This window comes from Streptococcus sp. HMSC070B10, from assembly GCF_001808665.1.
In the GTDB taxonomy this organism is placed as follows: Bacteria; Bacillota; Bacilli; order Lactobacillales; family Streptococcaceae; genus Streptococcus.
The window spans coordinates 19,882-37,535 of sequence record NZ_KV794201.1 but is presented as its reverse complement, the minus strand read 5'-3'; the positions used below and the strand labels follow the sequence as shown (position 1 = coordinate 37,535).

The 17,654-nt window shown below is 42.7% G+C and carries 16 protein-coding genes and 1 riboswitch; of the genes, 6 read left to right on the top strand and 10 right to left on the bottom strand.

The window, feature by feature from the left end; all coding sequences use genetic code 11:
• Positions 1-29: 29 nt before the first annotated feature.
• The 3 genes from HMPREF2613_RS07000 to HMPREF2613_RS06990 form a co-directional block, all read right to left on the bottom strand.
• Positions 30-1,004, bottom strand: coding sequence for a beta-ketoacyl-ACP synthase III (locus tag HMPREF2613_RS07000; RefSeq protein ID WP_070479847.1), 975 nt, complete (start codon positions 1,002-1,004; stop codon positions 30-32).
• The gene (locus HMPREF2613_RS06995; RefSeq protein ID WP_000386355.1) at positions 1,004-1,438 is read right to left on the bottom strand and encodes a fatty acid biosynthesis transcriptional regulator FabT; all 435 of its coding nucleotides are present in this window, start codon (positions 1,436-1,438) and stop codon (positions 1,004-1,006) included. The genes HMPREF2613_RS07000 and HMPREF2613_RS06995 overlap by 1 nt, the downstream gene beginning before the upstream one ends.
• 93 nt (positions 1,439-1,531) lie before the next feature.
• Positions 1,532-2,317, bottom strand: a complete 786-nt coding sequence (locus tag HMPREF2613_RS06990) for an enoyl-CoA hydratase (RefSeq protein ID WP_070479846.1) — start codon at positions 2,315-2,317, stop codon at positions 1,532-1,534.
• 209 nt (positions 2,318-2,526) lie between these two features.
• On the opposite strand from HMPREF2613_RS06990, the gene HMPREF2613_RS06985 reads away from it, so the two are divergent.
• The 3 genes from HMPREF2613_RS06985 (at position 2,527) to serS (ending at position 5,753) form a co-directional block, all read left to right on the top strand.
• Complete coding sequence (locus HMPREF2613_RS06985) at positions 2,527-3,891, top strand: aspartate kinase (RefSeq protein WP_070479845.1); 1,365 nt, start codon at positions 2,527-2,529, stop codon at positions 3,889-3,891.
• A gap of 2 nt (positions 3,892-3,893) precedes the next feature.
• On the top strand, positions 3,894-4,265 hold the full coding sequence (locus HMPREF2613_RS06980; protein WP_000079349.1) for a DUF956 family protein: 372 nt from the start codon (positions 3,894-3,896) through the stop codon (positions 4,263-4,265).
• Between the two features lie 213 nt (positions 4,266-4,478).
• Entirely contained in the window at positions 4,479-5,753 is a 1,275-nt protein-coding gene (gene serS / locus HMPREF2613_RS06975; RefSeq protein ID WP_023945596.1) for a serine--tRNA ligase, read from the top strand.
• 24 nt (positions 5,754-5,777) lie between these two features.
• Here the strand turns inward: serS and HMPREF2613_RS06970 are convergent, their stop codons facing one another.
• The 7 genes from HMPREF2613_RS06970 to zapA all read right to left on the bottom strand — a co-directional run bounded on the left by HMPREF2613_RS06970 (position 5,778) and on the right by zapA (position 13,499).
• Positions 5,778-6,677 carry a TDT family transporter gene (locus HMPREF2613_RS06970; RefSeq protein WP_070479844.1) on the bottom strand — a complete coding sequence of 300 codons (900 nt, stop codon included), beginning with the start codon at positions 6,675-6,677 and terminating at the stop codon, positions 5,778-5,780.
• A gap of 108 nt (positions 6,678-6,785) precedes the next feature.
• Positions 6,786-7,850, bottom strand: a complete 1,065-nt coding sequence (locus HMPREF2613_RS06965; RefSeq protein ID WP_070479843.1) for an acyl-CoA dehydrogenase family protein — start codon at positions 7,848-7,850, stop codon at positions 6,786-6,788.
• A gap of 14 nt (positions 7,851-7,864) precedes the next feature.
• Positions 7,865-8,413, bottom strand: coding sequence for a carboxymuconolactone decarboxylase family protein (locus tag HMPREF2613_RS06960; RefSeq protein ID WP_000206767.1), 549 nt, complete (start codon positions 8,411-8,413; stop codon positions 7,865-7,867).
• Between the two features lie 132 nt (positions 8,414-8,545).
• Positions 8,546-9,868, bottom strand: a complete 1,323-nt coding sequence (locus tag HMPREF2613_RS06955) for an alanine/glycine:cation symporter family protein (protein ID WP_070479842.1) — start codon at positions 9,866-9,868, stop codon at positions 8,546-8,548.
• A gap of 90 nt (positions 9,869-9,958) precedes the next feature.
• Positions 9,959-10,047: riboswitch (glycine riboswitch) on the bottom strand.
• A 164-nt stretch (positions 10,048-10,211) separates the two neighbouring features.
• Positions 10,212-12,548 carry an endonuclease MutS2 gene (locus HMPREF2613_RS06950; protein WP_070479841.1) on the bottom strand — a complete coding sequence of 779 codons (2,337 nt, stop codon included), beginning with the start codon at positions 12,546-12,548 and terminating at the stop codon, positions 10,212-10,214.
• A 103-nt stretch (positions 12,549-12,651) separates the two neighbouring features.
• Positions 12,652-13,200 (bottom strand): CvpA family protein, encoded by a 549-nt coding sequence (locus HMPREF2613_RS06945; RefSeq protein WP_070479840.1) that lies wholly within the window; start codon positions 13,198-13,200, stop codon positions 12,652-12,654.
• Positions 13,197-13,499 carry a cell division protein ZapA gene (gene zapA, locus HMPREF2613_RS06940; RefSeq protein ID WP_000002019.1) on the bottom strand — a complete coding sequence of 101 codons (303 nt, stop codon included), beginning with the start codon at positions 13,497-13,499 and terminating at the stop codon, positions 13,197-13,199. The genes HMPREF2613_RS06945 and zapA overlap by 4 nt, the downstream gene beginning before the upstream one ends.
• 86 nt (positions 13,500-13,585) lie before the next feature.
• Between zapA and rnhC the strand changes: the two genes are divergently transcribed.
• The 3 genes from rnhC to HMPREF2613_RS06925 all read left to right on the top strand — a co-directional run bounded on the left by rnhC (position 13,586) and on the right by HMPREF2613_RS06925 (position 17,580).
• Positions 13,586-14,467, top strand: a complete 882-nt coding sequence (gene rnhC / locus HMPREF2613_RS06935; protein ID WP_070479839.1) for a ribonuclease HIII — start codon at positions 13,586-13,588, stop codon at positions 14,465-14,467.
• 3 nt (positions 14,468-14,470) lie between these two features.
• The gene (lepB, locus tag HMPREF2613_RS06930) at positions 14,471-15,085 is read left to right on the top strand and encodes a signal peptidase I (protein WP_070479838.1); all 615 of its coding nucleotides are present in this window, start codon (positions 14,471-14,473) and stop codon (positions 15,083-15,085) included.
• A 128-nt stretch (positions 15,086-15,213) separates the two neighbouring features.
• Complete coding sequence (locus HMPREF2613_RS06925; protein ID WP_070479837.1) at positions 15,214-17,580, top strand: SF1B family DNA helicase RecD2; 2,367 nt, start codon at positions 15,214-15,216, stop codon at positions 17,578-17,580.
• Positions 17,581-17,654: the final 74 nt, after the last annotated feature.

Genomic DNA, 17,654 nt, shown 5'->3' with positions numbered 1-17,654 from the left:
TTATAACAATGTGTTCACCACATGATTACCTAAATTGTAAGAATGAGCGTGCCCCATGTCAAACCTCCACCGAAGCCTGATAGTAGAACAGTCTGGCTACCATCTAAACGGATGAGACCTTGTTCTACACACTCTGAAAGTAAAATCGGGATACTTGCTGCACTGGTATTGCCATATTCCATCATATTGGCTGGAAGTTTGGCTCGGTCGACACCGATTTTTCTAGCCATCTTATCCAAAATACGGTCATTAGCCTGATGAAGTAGCAGATAATCCAAGTCTGCCGCCTCTATAGGAGATTCATCAATAGTCTGCTTGATAGACTTGGCTACATCTCGAATAGCAAAATCAAAGACTGCGCGTCCATCCATCTTCAAAAATGAATCTGCACTTTCTTGATCTGAAAATGGAGAATGTAAGCCTGAATGTCCATACGTCAGACACTCGCTACGACTCCCATCACTATTGAGGCTTTCAGCTAAGAAATGCTCTTGCTCGCTAGCTTCTAGCAAGACTCCACCAGCACCATCTCCAAACAAAACAGCTGTTGATCGATCTGACCAATCGACTGCCTTAGAAAGGGTTTCACTACCAATCACCAAGCCTTTTTGAAAGCGACCAGAAGCGATAAACTTTTCAGCAGTTGAAAGAGCAAATACAAATCCACTGCAAGCTGCTGTTAGGTCAAAAGCAAAGGCCTTATTAGCACCAATATTGGCTTGGACACGAGCAGCTGTTGAGGGCATCATTGAATCTGGAGTAATGGTAGCTAGGATGATAAAATCCAGCTCCTCCCCTGTGATTCCAGCTTTTGTCATCAGTTTCTTAGCAACCTCTGTAGCCAAATCACTAGTAGATTCTGTTTTTGAGATATGCCTTTGTCGTATTCCCGTCCGACTTGAAATCCACTCATCATTGGTATCCATAATCTGAGCCAAATCATGATTTGTAACCACTTGCTCTGGCACATAATGAGCAACCTGGCTTATTTTTGCAAAAGCCATTATCTCAAATCCTCCAAAAATTGATAAAGATTGGTCAAACCTTTGCTCATAACCTCAATTTCTTGTTTACTCATACCATCAATGATTTTTTCAACCATGGCCTTGTGGAAGCGTTTATGTAGCCTATGAACCAAGCGACCTTTCTTTGTCAAATGCAGATGTACCACACGCCGATCATGTTCTGAACGAATGCGTTCAATGTAACCCTTGCGTTCGAGATTATTCAAACTAGTCGTAACTGTCCCAAGAGTAACCATCAACTCTTTTGACACTTGACTTGGTGTCACATCTGGAACTTTTCCAATCACATCAATCGTATGCATTTCTTTGATGGAGATATCCTTGAAACGACTACCCCTCAAGCTAACTTCCTCAATAACGAGGACATTGTTAAATATAGACGTTAAATATTCATTAATTCGTTGGTAGTCCAATCTTTCCTTCCCTCCTTTTCAAAAAAACTTTTAGAATCAAAACATTTGACAAGAGAATTATATCAAAGTTCAAAGAATGGTGCAAGTATTTTTTTATTTTCCTGTAAATTTAGGTCTTCTTCTTTCCGAATGAGCCTGAACTCCCTCTTTGAAATCCTCTGTTTTCGCTAGTGATTCCTGTAGGTTCAGTTCTAAAGTAGCGTAACTCTGCCAGTCTTTAAATTGGCTCTCCCAAACCAACTTCTTGATGGCTGTATAGGAATTAGCTGACCCGCGTCTCAATTTTTTAAGGAGCTGTTCTCTCGTCTTTTCAAGTTTATCAGCTTCACAGACACGGTAAACCAGCCCCCACTCTAGAGCTTTTTCTGCGTTCAAAGCCTCACCTGTCATAGCTAATTGAGCAGCACGCGTCACACCAATACTTCGACTCAAGAGATGAATTCCTCCTGCATCCGGAGCCAAACCAACTCCAACAAAAGCTTGGATAAATTTAGCCTTATCCGTTGCCAGACAGAAATCTGCAGCAACAGCCATATTCGCTGCGGCACCTGCAACAGCCCCATCAACCTCCATCAAGACAGGTTTAGCAATTTGCTTGATTTTATAAGAAATAGTATTGACCAATTCTGCGATTTTTGTCAATGATGGAATATCATCCTCATCGACTGCTCGCTTCATCTCAACCAAATCTCCCCCAACTGAAAAGACTTTGCCATTCGCGTTGATTAAGACAAAATGCACAGCCGGATCCTCTTCTGCCAAAGTCAGAGCTTCTAAAATCTCCTCACACATAGGAATATGAAAACCATTTGCGACCTCAGGACGATTCAAGGTAAGGATTGCCAAATCCTCTTCAAGCTGATAAATAATGTGTTCCATCAGGACTCCTTTTTATTTTATAAGCAGTTTAAATTATTCTATTTTCAAAGTATATCTTTTTTAAAATCAGAAAGCAAGAAAAAATCAACTGAAAGTGTCTCAGCCGATTATAAAGAATCGCTTTATCCTAGAAAGCATCTTATTTTCTTCATTGAAAAAAGGCTTTCTTTCTGCTATAATCGTATAAAATACTTACTTTAGGAGTTCTTATGAAGGTTGTTAAATTTGGAGGTAGCTCTCTTGCCTCTGCTAGTCAATTAGAAAAAGTTTTAAACATCGTAAAAAGCGATTCAGAGCGTCGTTTTGTCGTCGTTTCTGCGCCTGGTAAACGCAATGCTGAAGATACTAAGGTTACGGATGCCTTGATTAAATACTACCGCGACTATGTTGCTGGTAACGATATTAGCAAGAGCCAAAGCTGGATTATTGACCGCTATGCTGCTATGGTGAGTGAATTGGGACTAAAACCTGCGGTTTTAGAAAAAATCTCTAAAAGCATTCGTGCCTTAGCTACTCTTCCTATCGAAGAAAACGAATTTCTCTACGATACTTTCCTAGCAGCCGGTGAAAATAACAATGCTAAATTGATTGCCGCCTACTTTAATCAAAACGGGATCGATGCACGCTATGTGCACCCTAGAGAAGCTGGTATTGTGGTCACAAGTGAACCTGGTCACGCTCGCATCATTCCATCAAGTTATGACAAGATTGAAGAATTGACAAATGCAAATGAAGTCCTTGTCATTCCTGGTTTCTTTGGAGTTACCAAGGAAAATCAAATCTGTACCTTCTCACGTGGAGGATCAGACATTACAGGTTCTATCATTGCTGCCGGTGTTAAGGCAGACCTCTATGAAAACTTTACGGATGTTGATGGTATCTTTGCGGCTCACCCAGGAATCATTCACCAACCACACTCTATCCCAGAGTTGACCTACCGTGAAATGCGTGAGTTGGCCTATGCAGGCTTCTCAGTCCTTCATGACGAAGCCCTTCTTCCTGCCTACCGAGGAAAAATTCCTCTAGTTATCAAGAATACCAACAATCCTGACCATCCAGGTACTCGTATCGTTCTAAAACACAGTAATGATGAATTCCCAGTTGTGGGAATTGCTGGTGACTCAGGCTTTGTCAGCATCAACATGTCGAAATACCTCATGAACCGTGAGGTTGGATTTGGTCGCAAGGTCCTGCAAATCCTTGAAGATCTTAACATCGGTTGGGAACATATGCCAACAGGTATCGACGATCTTTCGATCATCCTCCGTTCTCGCGAACTAACTCCTATCAAGGAAGAAGAAATCCTTCGTCAGTTGGTTCAAAAGGCTGAAGTAGACCATGCAGAAATCGAACACGACCTTTCAATCATTATGATTGTTGGAGAAAAAATGAAGAGCCATATCGGAGTAACTGCTACTGCGACACGTGCTCTATCTGAAAATAAGATCAACATCCAGATGATGTCTCAAGGTTCTAGTGAAGTGTCTATTATGTTTGTTGTCCATAAGGACCAAGAGAAAGCAGCTATTAAAGCCCTCTACAATGCCTTTTTCGGCGAAAGTAAGGAAGACTAAGCATGGCTCAATCACTTAACAAAACAGTGCTCCTCAATACGACAGGCACCTCCTACCTCTCTATAGCTGGGAAAGTTGGGAAATTCCTTGTCGGAGATCAGGCTCTGGAATTTTACCCCGATGTCAATGTTGAACAATTTATCCAGATTCCTTGGAGCCATATCAACCAGATTGGAGCCAATGTCACTGGTCGCAAAATCAGTCGCCACTTCGAAGTCTTTACAGACAGAGGAAAATTCCTCTTTGCTTCAAAAGACTCAGGTGCCATCCTCAAAATTGCTCGCGAAAAACTGGGCAATGACAAGGTCGTCAAACTTCCAACTCTGATTCAGACCATTGGGCAAAAATTTAAAAATCTATTTGCAAAAAAGTAGAAACTTTAGTATAATCATAGCAACGGATAAGTAGGTTGTCTTCTTCTTTCAGAAAGTCTGCGGGTGCTGCGAGCAGATAGGAGGGATAGGTGAAATTCTACCGTTAGTAACAATTGCATACACAATCAAGTGCACACCTGTGAAGTTGGATGGAACCGTGGCCTTGCCACTCCAACGCTTTGTCAGGTGTGCTTTTTTCATAAAGGAGTTCTTATGTTAGATATCAAACGCATTCGTACAGACTTTGATGCTGTCGCAGAAAAATTGGCTACACGTGGTGTAGATGCTGCTGTCTTAAACGAGATGAAAGAAATCGATGCTAAACGTCGTGATATTTTAGTCAAGGTTGAAACTTTAAAAGCAGAACGTAACACAGTTTCTGCTGAGATCGCTCAAGCCAAACGCAACAAGGAAAATGCAGATGACAAGATTGCTGCCATGCAAACTCTATCTGCTGAAGTCAAAGCCTTGGATGCTGAATTGGCAGAAATCGATGCTAAATTGACAGAATTTACCACTACTCTTCCAAATATTCCAGCTGATAGCGTTCCAGTTGGGGCTGACGAAGATGACAATGTGGAAGTTCGCCGTTGGGGTACTCCACGAGAGTTCGACTTCGAGCCAAAAGCTCACTGGGATCTTGGTGAAGACCTTGGTATTCTTGACTGGGAACGCGGTGGTAAGGTAACAGGTGCTCGTTTCCTCTTCTATAAAGGACTCGGTGCTCGTTTGGAACGTGCCATCTACAACTTTATGTTGGATGAACATGGCAAAGAAGGCTATACTGAAGTCATCACGCCTTACATGGTTAACCATGATTCTATGTTTGGAACTGGTCAATATCCAAAATTCAAGGAAGATACTTTTGAACTCAGCGACAGCAATTATGTCCTTATTCCTACAGCAGAAGTTCCTCTGACAAACTACTACCGTGATGAAATCCTTGACGGTAAAGACCTACCAATCTACTTTACTGCTATGAGTCCTTCATTCCGTTCTGAGGCTGGTTCAGCTGGTCGTGATACTCGTGGCTTGATTCGTTTGCACCAATTCCACAAAGTTGAAATGGTTAAATTTGCCAAACCAGAAGAATCTTACGAAGAATTGGAAAAAATGACAGCCAATGCTGAAAATATCCTTCAAAAACTTAACCTTCCATACCGTGTCGTTGCTCTCTCTACAGGAGATATGGGCTTCTCAGCTGCGAAAACTTACGACTTGGAAGTTTGGATTCCAGCCCAAAATACCTACCGTGAAATCTCAAGCTGTTCAAACACAGAAGATTTCCAAGCCCGTCGTGCCCAAATCCGTTACCGTGATGAAGCAGATGGCAAGGTGAAATTGCTCCATACCTTGAACGGTTCTGGACTTGCAGTTGGACGTACAGTGGCTGCTATTCTTGAAAACTACCAAAATGAAGATGGTTCTGTGACCATCCCAGAAGCACTTCGTCCATACATGGGTGGAGCTGAAGTTATCAAACCATAAAAAATAAGGTTTAGCTATTTCTAGCTAGACCTTTTTTCGTAACCAAATTAGATAAGCACCTAATACAAAGAATAAAATAGTTAGGCATATAATAGTTTCAGCCAATACCAAATAATCCAAAAATGGAAGTTTCAAGATTCCCTGAGACATCTTGAGAGAGGTAGCTGTGATAATGGTTGGGAAGGTGAGAGCTGAGAAGGCTGGTTGAAAGCCTTGTTTTAAAATATTGGGCAGGCGAGTCAAAACAAAGAAAAAGAAGGATTGAGAAGCCAAAATCATGACGATTAAGACCCAAGTTGGTAGGCTGGCTCCTCCAACTCGGACTAGAGAAGCCAAGAGTAGAGAGAAGGGAGCACAGTAGATCCCTTCTTGCCCAAGCAAGGCTAGTGGGAGCGGATGTTTCTTTAAATCGCTATAAATAAGCGGGTAGAGATAGAAGGTTAGGAGAAAACCAAAACTCAAGGTCGCATAGGCAATTTCTATGATGCCTACCAGAGGATAAGTCAAGGCTGCCACTGCTATCCCCACATAGAGAACCGTCCAGCTTGGAGTCGCATGAACCCTCCGCCCCGGATAGGCAAATTTGATAGTGAAGCCAGCAATCAGAGCCACATCCAAGAGAAATGAAAACCACCAGAGCCCTTGCGCTACCAAAGGAAGATGAGGGAAGACTCTAAAGACATAAGTAGATAAAATCATCCCAGCCATAGGAAAAGTGGCCATCCCTGACAAAAGAGGAGGCTTGGTCAATTCTTGCTTGGTTTCCTTCCAATTAAAGAGATGTATAATTAGAAAATAAATCCACAAAACTAAACCTGATAAACTCAGTATATGTGACAGAACTGGCAACGTATCTAAAACGAGATTTCCAGCTCCTGCCAAACCTAGCAAACAACCAGAAAATACTAAGGGGAGTTTTTTCATCCTAACCTCCAATAATCATGTTAGTTTCAGTATAGCATAAAAGCGCTTAAATGAGGACTTAAAAAAACGAAGTTGAAAATTCAAACTTCGTTTTTATTTTACTATTTTTTAACTCGTTGCTAAGATATGGCGCAACTGAACAGCGCTTGGAGAAACAATTGGAAGAAAGGCTCCTTCATTCCATCGACGGATAAATCCTGATGTTGATTTGCTAAAGTAGCCTCTACCACCACCTGCTTGTAACTCTAATAGAAGACTCTGAGCAACAACATCCACAATGTCTATTCTTAACTGAAAGAGTTCACGCGGATTGGTAACAAAATAAGACCTGTCAGACAAACCTTGATAAAGCTCTCGACGAATAGCATCTAACTGTTCGACCTGACGCTTCCACTCATCTGTTAATACACTTCGTTTCCCCAATTCTTTTTCTACTTCTGAGAGAGAACGTTCAGCTAAACCAAAAGCTAGACCAAATTGGTAGCCTAAAAAAGCAGGACGATTTTGTGCCAAAAATTGATGAGCATCTTTTGATAAAATCCATTCCTCTTTCAAAAGGACCTTATTAAAAGTCAGAGCAGCCGTGTTTCCTCCTTGAAGAGAAACAAATTCTAAGTCTTCAGAACGACTAAAATTCTCTGCGTCTGATGGTACAGCTACCACATAACTTGTACTTGGATCATCTGTAAAGCCTGCCACAAAAATAGTTAAGAACTGATTTCTTCGAGCGTTCGTTACCCATGGCAGTCTCCCTTTCAGATACAATTGTCCATTTTCTTCAATAATTCGAACATTCAGTTCCTCTAGGTCAGATAAATACTTAACGGCATTGGACAAGGCAGTAGCACCTGCATATTCTCCAGACAAGAGTTTTTCCAGATATGTTTCCTTAAAATAGGAGTTATCTGTATGGAGAATATTATCAATTAAAGTGCGTTGTCCCCATGAAATAAAAGAGGCTGTTAAGGAATGTTGTGCAAGCTCTGCAAGGATATCAATGACATCTTGATCACTTCCTCCTGAACCTCCAAGAGATGCAGGAATCCCCACACGAAAGGCTCCCTCTGCTGCAATTTTCTCAATCAACTGTTCTCCAGCTTGACAAGACTGCTTGTCGATTTCATCAGCATGCTGGTCCAACCAGCTCAAAAATTCTTCTGAAAAAAATCCCATAGTCTTTCCTCCTTCTAGGCATAAGGTTGCAATTCTGGGTTAATTGGGGTATTAGCTAGATTATTGGCATAGTTACAGAGGCTTGCTAGGCTGACACCAAGAACCACATCCAAGGCATTTTGTTGGCTGTAGCCAGCTTCTAAAAACTCAGCCAAGGCTTCATCTCCCACACGTCCCTTGGTATTGATAACCGCCAAGGTAAACTTAGCTAGGGTGTCCAATTTAGGATCTGTTTCAATTGGAGTACGATTGCGGAGGGCTTGAAGAAGGTCATCATTCATCTGGATTTGTTTAATTGAAAAAGCTGTGTGACCTGCGACGCAGAAGGCACAACCATTGGTTACAGCTGCCGTGATTTGCACCACTTCACGCTCAACGGGTGTCAGGCTGTTGCGACGGTTAATGGCTCCGACAGTACGGTAAGCCTCCAAAGCAGTCGGTGCATTGGCCAAGAGACCGATCAGATTGGGAATATAGCCATTGTTATCTTTTTCTACTGTTTCAAGAACTTCTTTCACTTCTGCTGGTGCTGATTCTACTGTATGGATGGTAAATGTTGTCATCATAAAACCTCTTTTCATTTTGTTGAAATCTAGTCTATCACAGATTCTATACCGTGTATAATATATATTTTAAATTGCATCGATAGAAATTTTTTATGAAAGCAAAAAACTCACACGAGCTGTGTGAGTTCATTATTTATTAAAATACTTTTTAGTTTCAGCAATAACGACTGGCGACAAGACTAAGAGGGCAATCAAGTTTGGTAGAGCCATCAAGGCGTTAACGATATCTGCGATAATCCAAACCATATCCAACTCGATAAATCCTCCCAACAAGACCATGAGCACAAAGACCACACGGTAGAGCCAGATAAAACGAACACCAAAGAGGAACTCGAAACAGCGTTCTCCATAGTAGTTCCAACCTAGAATCGTCGTAAAGGCAAAGAGTACAAGGAAGATGGTCAAGAGGGCAGGGCCAAAATGTGAAAAGACTGTTGAGAAGGCTGACTGAGTTAAGGCAACTCCATTCAAGTCACCACTCCAAACACCAGTTACCAAGATGGTTAAACCAGTCAAGGTACAGATAATGAGGGTATCAATAAAGGTTCCTGTCATGGAAATCAAACCTTGCTCTACCGGTTCATTTGTCTTAGCCGCAGCAGCTGCAATGGGAGCAGAACCCAAACCAGATTCGTTCGAGAAAACACCTCGCGCTACACCATTTTGAATAGCCATTCGAATGCTAGCACCTGCAAATCCACCTACCGCAGCAACAGGACTAAATGCTGATGTCAAGATTAAAGCGATTGTGGCAGGAATTTTTCCAATATTAAAGAAAATAACTGTAAGAGTTCCCAAAATATAGATGATAGCCATAAAAGGAACAACAGTAGTTGAAACCTTAGAAATCGACTTGAGGCCACCAAAGACTGCAATCGCTACAAATACAGACAACACAAGAGCTGTGATGGCTGGTGAAATAGCCGTTGTATTTTGGATAGATTCTGTAATCGAGTTGACTTGGGTGAAGGTTCCGATCCCCAATAAAGCTACTAGCACACCTGCCAGGGCAAAGAAGATGGCAAGGGGACGCCACTTTTCTCCCATACCCAAAAGTATATAGTGCATGGGACCTCCTGCAACAGCACCGTTATCATCTTTAGTTCTGTATTTAATAGCTAATAAACCTTCCGCATATTTGGTTGCCATTCCAAAGAAAGCCGCCATCCACATCCAAAAGAGAGCCCCTGGGCCACCTACCTTGATAGCTGTCGCCACCCCAATAATATTTCCCGTACCAACTGTCGCTGCGAGTGCTGTACACAAGGCCGCAAAACTGGATACATCACCATGTCCCTTATCCTTGGTAAAAATAAGCTGGAAGGCCTTGGGCAGACGCAAAACCTGCAAAAGTCCTAGACGAGCAGTTAGGTAAATCCCTGTCCCGACCAAGAGAATCAAGAGGGGTGGGCCCCAAGCAAAAGCATCGATTGATTTAAGCAATTCTAACATTTCCTTCTCCTATCTTTTCAACCCCAAAAGAAAGAGTACATGCAAAATACATGTACTCTGGAATGCTTAGATAAATGCTAAAAAGCGGTCTATCCTAGCTCTGTCCTTTTACCTGAGAGTTTGAGCAGTTGCCTGCCTTGCCCCTTCGGTGCCTTTACGGTCTCTCCAGAGTTCCGTCCATTTACAGTCATGGAAAATCAAACGATTTACCACTTCTATTAAACTTCATTCGGTGTTGGTATTTAATTGATTCTTATTTTACAAAAAATGTTGGCTTTTGTCAATGTGTTTATTAGTAAAAATTAGTTCAACAGTTTTTACTTTATGAATTCCGAAATACTTCTTATCCTTTAAATGTCACAATAGTTGCACCACTGCCTCCAGCATTTTGTGGGGCATAGCCGAAACTCTTGACATGTTTGTTTCTTTGTAGGTATTTGGTGACACCTTCACGGATGACACCTGTACCGATACCGTGAATGATATCAACTTGTGCCATATTGTTAAGCAAGGCTTGGTCGATAAAGGCATCTAGCTCATTCATGGCCTCTTCATAACGTTTGCCTCGAAGGTCCAGTCTGGCTTGTGGGCCACGACCAGAAGTTCGTTTCACGACATTGACTTGTTTCTTCTTGACTTGCTTTTCTTGCTGGGCTTGAACGAGGTCAAATTCTTTCTCTTCTAAAGTCATCTTAATCAAGCCAACTTGGGCTTCCCAGCGGCCATCTTTGAGTTGACTGGTCAAGGTACCACGCTGGCCATAACTGAGCACCACGATATCATCTCCCACCTTTGGAGCTCGTTTTTTCTTAGCCTTTTGAAGAACCTTGTTTTTAGACAAATCTACTTTTTCAGGAGCCAATTTTTTCAACTTGGCCTTGGCTTCAATTATTTCGTGGGGCTTGAGTTGGGATTTACTGTGGAGATTTTTAAGAATCTGGTCACTCTCACTTAGGGCCATGTCCACAATCTCAGCAGCCTGTTCACGCGCCTTGTTAAGCTCTGTTTCCTTTTCACGATTAAGCTCGTTGTAAAGTTTTTTGAGAGCACGGTTCATCTTGAGATTTTCTTGCTCCACCTCACGAATATTATCCAAGCGTTTGCGACTCTCTAGCGTCTGCTCTTCCAGTTGTTCAATGATTCGGTTGACATCATTGTCCTGATCGACCTGCTGACTGGCATCCCCCACGATAACTTCAGATAGGCCTAGACGTTTAGCAATTTCAAAGGCATTGCTTCGGCCAGGAACACCCTGCATAAAGCGATAGGTCGGGCGAAGAGTTGCAGTATCAAACTCCATGCTGGCATTTTGCACAAAGGCTGTCTCAATACCGTAGGCCTTGAGTTCTGGATAGTGGGTCGTCGCCATAGTCTTGACCTGACGCAGGCGAAGATCCTCCAGAATAGCCATGGCAAGGGCGGCTCCCTCTTGGGGATCTGTACCAGCCCCCAACTCATCCAAGAGTAAGAGTGAATGTTGGTTGACCTTGCCAAGAATATCCACAATATTGGTCATGTGGCTAGAGAAGGTAGACAAGCTCTGTTCAATAGACTGCTCATCGCCAATATCGGCAAAGATTTCTTCAAAAATACCAACACGACTTCCCTTATCTGCTAAAATCGGCAAACCAGACTGGGCCATGACCTGCGTCAATCCCAGAGTTTTAAGCATGATGGTCTTCCCACCCGTATTGGGACCTGTAATGACAATCGCTGTTAAATCTTGACCAAAATGGACATCATTTGCGACGGCATTTTTGACCAGAGGATGACAGACATGGAGCAGTTGAATCTCTTGATTTTCTGACAGCTGAGGTACGACTGCTTGTCTTTCTTGGATAAAGCGAACCTTGGCACGAATCAAGTCCAGATGGCCGATAATCCAAGCATCATTGGCAATCTCAGCCGCATGAGGGCGAACACGCTCAGAAATTTCTTGGAGAATACGAAGCATTTCATAGCGCTCATCTGCTCGCAGACTAGCGATTTCTTCGCTCAGTTTGACCACCTCACGGGGTTCGATATAGACGGTATTTCCACTAGCAGAAATATCATGAACAACACCTGCAATCTTATTGCGGTAGGTGTTTTTGACAGGTAGAACCTGACGGCCATTTCTGCTAGCAACAATCCCTTCCGTCAACATCTGCGCTTTTTGCTTAAGCAAATCTTGCAAGACATCACGGACCTTACTCTCGCTATCATGGATTTTTCGACGGATTCGCGCCAATTCTTCACTGGCAAAATTTTCAATGAAACCTGCATCATTAAAGGCCTGAAGATTTCCTTGTAATTGCGGAAAATCGTGTAATTTCTCAAACCAAAGGGCTAATTCTTCCAAGCTGACATTTTCCAAATTAGCATAAAAACTTTGCAGTTCTCGACTGGAAAGAAGTACGCGCTTCAAGAGGAGGAACTCCTCGATATTGAGGTCCGCTCCCATCTCCAACCGTTTGCAGACTCCTGCAATTTCCTTAGTTGCGAGAATGGTAAAATGCGGTTGCTCGACAAAGAGAGCCTGCATTTCCTTCATCTCAGCAAAAGCCTGTTTGATTTTATCTGCTTTGGCAGTCGGAGCCAGCTGTCTCAATTGCTCCAAGCCCTGCTCAGTCAACAAATGAGGTTCAAACAAGGCCTTGACCTTATTGAACTCTAATGTTTCTAATATTTTCTTGTTCATCTTTATTTCCTTGTCTTTGAATGTCTAGGTGTGGTAGCTTTTTACATCCTGATAGATTCGAGTCAAATCTGTAAACAAAGGGCTAGGAAAACTCCTGCCCTTTTTATCCGATTAAATTTGTCACCCAGATTTGTTTGAGCCAACTGGTTGTTACTGGTATGCTCTGGATGATATGTTTTGCGACGATACTCTTTTCAAGAGGATTTTGTACAGCTGCCATGGGAATGGTCGCCAAGATTGTCAAGGCCATCTGCAAGACAAACAAGGTCACCAACATGGACAAGATACCTGCTGAAACTTGGAAGAACTTGCCACCAAGTTTTTTACTAGGAATCAAGTGTAAGAGGAGACCAAGCAAACGACCGATGCTATAGACAATCCCAAATACAAGCAAGTAACCGATCCCTGCATAAAAGACCTTATCCAACTGAAAGAGTTGATCCGATGGGAAAAAGAAAGTTCCCTGACCTTCCTGCGGATTTGCATAAGGAACCAACAAATGAAATTGTTCTCCAAGCCCCTTATAAAACTGGCCAGCCACAAAAGCAGATGCCATGGCTGAAATCAGGTAATAAACCTGTAAGAGCAGGCCTCTCCGATAACCGATATAAAATCCCCAAGCCAAGACCAATAGAAGAAGGAGTGAAATCATAAGGAATCCTCAATCTTGCTCTGTTCTTGCTTGCAAGTCACAAGCTTGTGGCGGAGTTCTTCTAATTCTTGCTCCTTATCATCAAATTCAATCTCACGGCTGAGCTGAGTTGATAAACAGTTAACTGCCAACAAAAGAGCGATTGTTTCATCATCTGCGCTAGGCATTTGTTCTTTAATTGCTTGGTATTTTTCTGTCGCAACCTTAGCGATTTCCTCCATAAAGAGATTATCATGCTCGCTTGTCAAGGTTAATGATTTTTTCCCGAATGTAAATTTGAATCGATTTAGATTTGCCATAAAATTCACCTCACGATATTATACCAAAATTCGCTAATTTTGTCAGTTTTTACAAATTTACCTGCTTTTATGGTACAATAGAAACTATGGCAAGTATAACACTCACACCAAGTGAAAAGGAGATCCAGGCTTTTCTTGAACACTATCAAACCAGTCTGGCTCCCAGTAAAAATCCCTATATTCGCTACTTTTTGAAACTACCTCAAGCAACGGTTTCTATCTATACTTCTGGAAAGGTCTTGCTTCAAGGGGAAGGAGCTGAGAAATATGCTAGTTTCTTTGGCTATCAAGTTGTAGAGGAAACCAGGGGACAAAATTTCCCTTTAATTGGGACAGATGAGGTTGGAAATGGTTCCTACTTTGGTGGGCTTGCAGTTGTGGCTTCCTTTGTCACGCCTGACCAGCATGGTTTCTTACGAAAACTCGGTGTGGGGGATTCTAAGACTCTGACCGACCAAAAGATTCGTCAAATTGCCCCTATCCTCAAAGAAAAAATCCAGCACCAGGCACTGCTTCTCTCACCAAGCAAGTACAACGAGGTCATCGGAGAACGCTACAATGCTGTTTCTGTTAAGGTAGCCCTCCATAACCAGGCTATCTACCTCCTTCTTCAAAAAGGCATTCAGCCTGAGAAAATTGTGATTGATGCCTTTACCAGTGCTAAAAATTATGACAAGTACTTGGCACAAGAGGCCAATCGTTTCAGCAATCCTATCAGCTTAGAAGAAAAGGCTGAGGGCAAATACTTGGCTGTCGCAGTTTCTTCTATCATTGCGCGTGATCTCTTTCTAGAAAATCTTGAAAATCTGGGACGAGAGCTGGGCTATCAACTTCCAAGTGGAGCTGGAACGGCTTCTGATAAGGTGGCTAGCCAGATTTTGCAAGCCTATGGTATGCAAGGACTCAATTTCTGCGCCAAATTGCACTTTAAAAATACTGAAAAAGCGAAAAAACGCATAGAAAGGTAAGTTATGAATTCATTTAAAAATTTATTAAAAGAGTGGGGATTATTCCTCCTGATTCTATCATTACTAGCTTTAAGCCGTATCTTTTTTTGGAGCAATGTTCGCGTAGAAGGGCATTCCATGGATCCTACCCTAGCGGATGGCGAAATTCTCTTTGTTGTCAAACACCTACCTATTGACCGATTTGATATCGTGGTTGCCCATGAGGAAGATGGAAATAAGGACATCGTCAAACGTGTCATCGGAATGCCTGGCGACACCATCCGTTACGAAAACGATAAACTTTACATCAATGATAAAGAGACAGATGAGCCTTACCTAGCTGACTACATCAAACGCTTCAAGGATGACAAACTCCAAAGCACATACTCAGGCAAGGGCTTTGAAGGAAATAAAGGAACTTTCTTTAGAAGTATTGCTGAAAAAGCCCAAGCCTTTACAGTTGATGTCAACTATAATACCAACTTTAGCTTTACTGTCCCAGAAGGAGAATACCTTCTACTCGGAGATGACCGCTTGGTTTCGAGCGACAGTCGCCACGTAGGTACCTTCAAAGCAAAAGATATCACAGGAGAAGCTAAATTCCGCTTCTGGCCAATCACTCGTATCGGAACATTTTAAGAGACCTAAGAGGCCGAGAATCAAAAATCTCAGCCTCTTCTTCTATCGTGAGAAGATGATTATTCACTACCCAGTATAACTAGGATAGAAACAACCCCAACTCTCACCTATTCATGCAAAGGAATTTTATGGAATTTTATTTTTCAGGAACCATTGAACGGATTATTTTTGAAAATCCCAGCAATTTTTACCGCATCCTCCTCCTAGAAATCGACGATACGGACGCAGAGGATTTTGATGATTTTGAAATCATTGTCACGGGCGCCATGGCTGATGTGATTGAGGGAGAAGACTATACCTTTTGGGGACAAATTGTCCAGCACTCCAAGTATGGGGAACAACTGCAAATCAGCCGATATGAACGCGCAAAACCAACTAGCAAGGGCTTGGTCAAGTACTTTTCAAGTAGCCATTTCAAGGGAATTGGTCTCAAGACAGCTCAGAAAATTGTGGATACCTATGGCGACAATACCATTGACGAAATTCTGCAACACCCAGAAAAGCTAGAAGGTATCTCAGGACTCTCTGCTAAAAATCGCGAGGCATTCGTCTCTACTCTCCGCCTCAACTACGGAACCGAGATGGTTTTGGCCAAACTTGCCAACTACGGCATTCCCAACAAACTAGCCTTTCAGATTCAAGACTTTTACAAGGAAGAAACCCTTGATGTGGTTGAAAACTATCCCTACCAGCTGGTTGAGGATATCAAGGGATTGGGATTTACTATTGCAGACCAATTAGCGGAGGAACTAGGCATCGAAACTCAAGCTCCTGAACGCTTCCGTGCAGGACTAGTTCACAGTCTTTTTCAGGCCTGTATGGAAACAGGGGACACCTATGTTGAAGCACGGGATTTGCTAGAACAAACCCTTACTCTCCTTGAGTCTTCCCGTCCCGTGGAACTAGATCCCAGCCAAGTAGCTCAAGAACTCTCCTACCTGATCGAAGAAGACAAGGTTCAGCAGATTGATACCAAAATCTTTGATAACAGCCTCTTTTTCGCTGAGGAAGGCATCCGCAGTCACTTGGTTCGTATCCTTGAAAAAGGAAAACAAAAGAGTCATGATTTAGAAACCATTCAAAAACATATCTCTACTGTCGAGGAAGATCTGGGAATTAAGTATGATAGCATTCAAAAACAAGCTATCTGCGACGCTATCCAGAACAAGGTCTTTATCCTGACAGGTGGGCCCGGTACTGGTAAGACGACTGTTATCAATGGGATTATCGCTGTTTACGCCCTTTTAGAAGGACTTGACCTCAGGAAAAAAAGCAACCTGCCGATTCTTCTTGCCGCTCCAACTGGACGAGCCGCTCGACGCATGAATGAATTGACAGGCTTGCCTAGCGCAACCATACACCGCCACTTGGGAATGACAGGCGACGACGATACCAGTCATCTGGAAGATTATCTGGATGCTGACTTTATTATCGTGGATGAATTCTCCATGGTAGACACTTGGCTGGCCAATCAACTCTTCTCCAACATCTCTTCTGACAGCAAGATCCTCATCGTAGGTGACAGCGACCAGTTGCCGTCTGTCAGTCCTGGACAGGTTCTAGCGGATCTGCTTCATATTCCCTTGATTCCTCAGACTCGCTTGGAAAAAATTTATCGACAAAGCGAAGAATCAACCATCGTTACCTTAGCTAGTCAGATTCGACAGGGCATCTTGCCAGCTGATTTCACCCAGAAAAAAGCTGACCGTTCCTACTTTGAAATTGCTAGCGGCCATATTCCTGCTACTATTGAAAAAATCTTAGGCGCTGCCCTCAGAAGTGGCATCCCTGCCCGTGATATCCAAGTTCTTGCTCCCATGTATCGAGGGACGGCAGGGATTGATGCCATCAACCAGCTCATGCAAGACCTCCTTAACCCACCACAAAAAGACCAGCACAGTTTTGAAGCTCCCCAGTGCCACTATCGTAAGGGAGACAAGGTCATTCACTTGGTCAACGATGCTGAAATCAATGTCTTTAATGGAGATTTGGGAGCCATCACAGACCTGATTCCTGGAAAATATACCGAATCGAAGCAAGACGAGATTGTCATTGATTTTGATGGTAATGAAGTCTCTTACCCCCGTAACGAATGGTACAAGATTCGCTTGGCCTATGCCATGAGTATCCATAAGTCTCAGGGAAGTGAGTTCCCTGTTGTCATCCTACCTATCACTAGTGCTAGCAGGCGTATGCTGGAGCGCAATCTCATCTACACAGCCATTACACGCGCCAAAAGCAAACTCATCTTACTAGGCGAATTACAGGCCTTCGACTATGCTACCCAGCACATCGGAACAGCCCGAAAAACCTATCTGATTGAACGCTTCAGTGATCTAATTGAAAATGTTGAAGAAAAGCAACAAGCTATATCCGAAACTAACACATCAAGTGACTCTGAACAATCCTACATTCTAACCGAAGAAAACTGGGACAGCATCCCGGCCATGATTGGGATTACTGACGCAGACCTCAAAGAGATTTTTGGAAAATAGTGCACAAGAAAACCCACCAATTCAGGTGGGATTTTTGTTTATTAATACTCAATGAAAATCAAAGAGCAAACTAG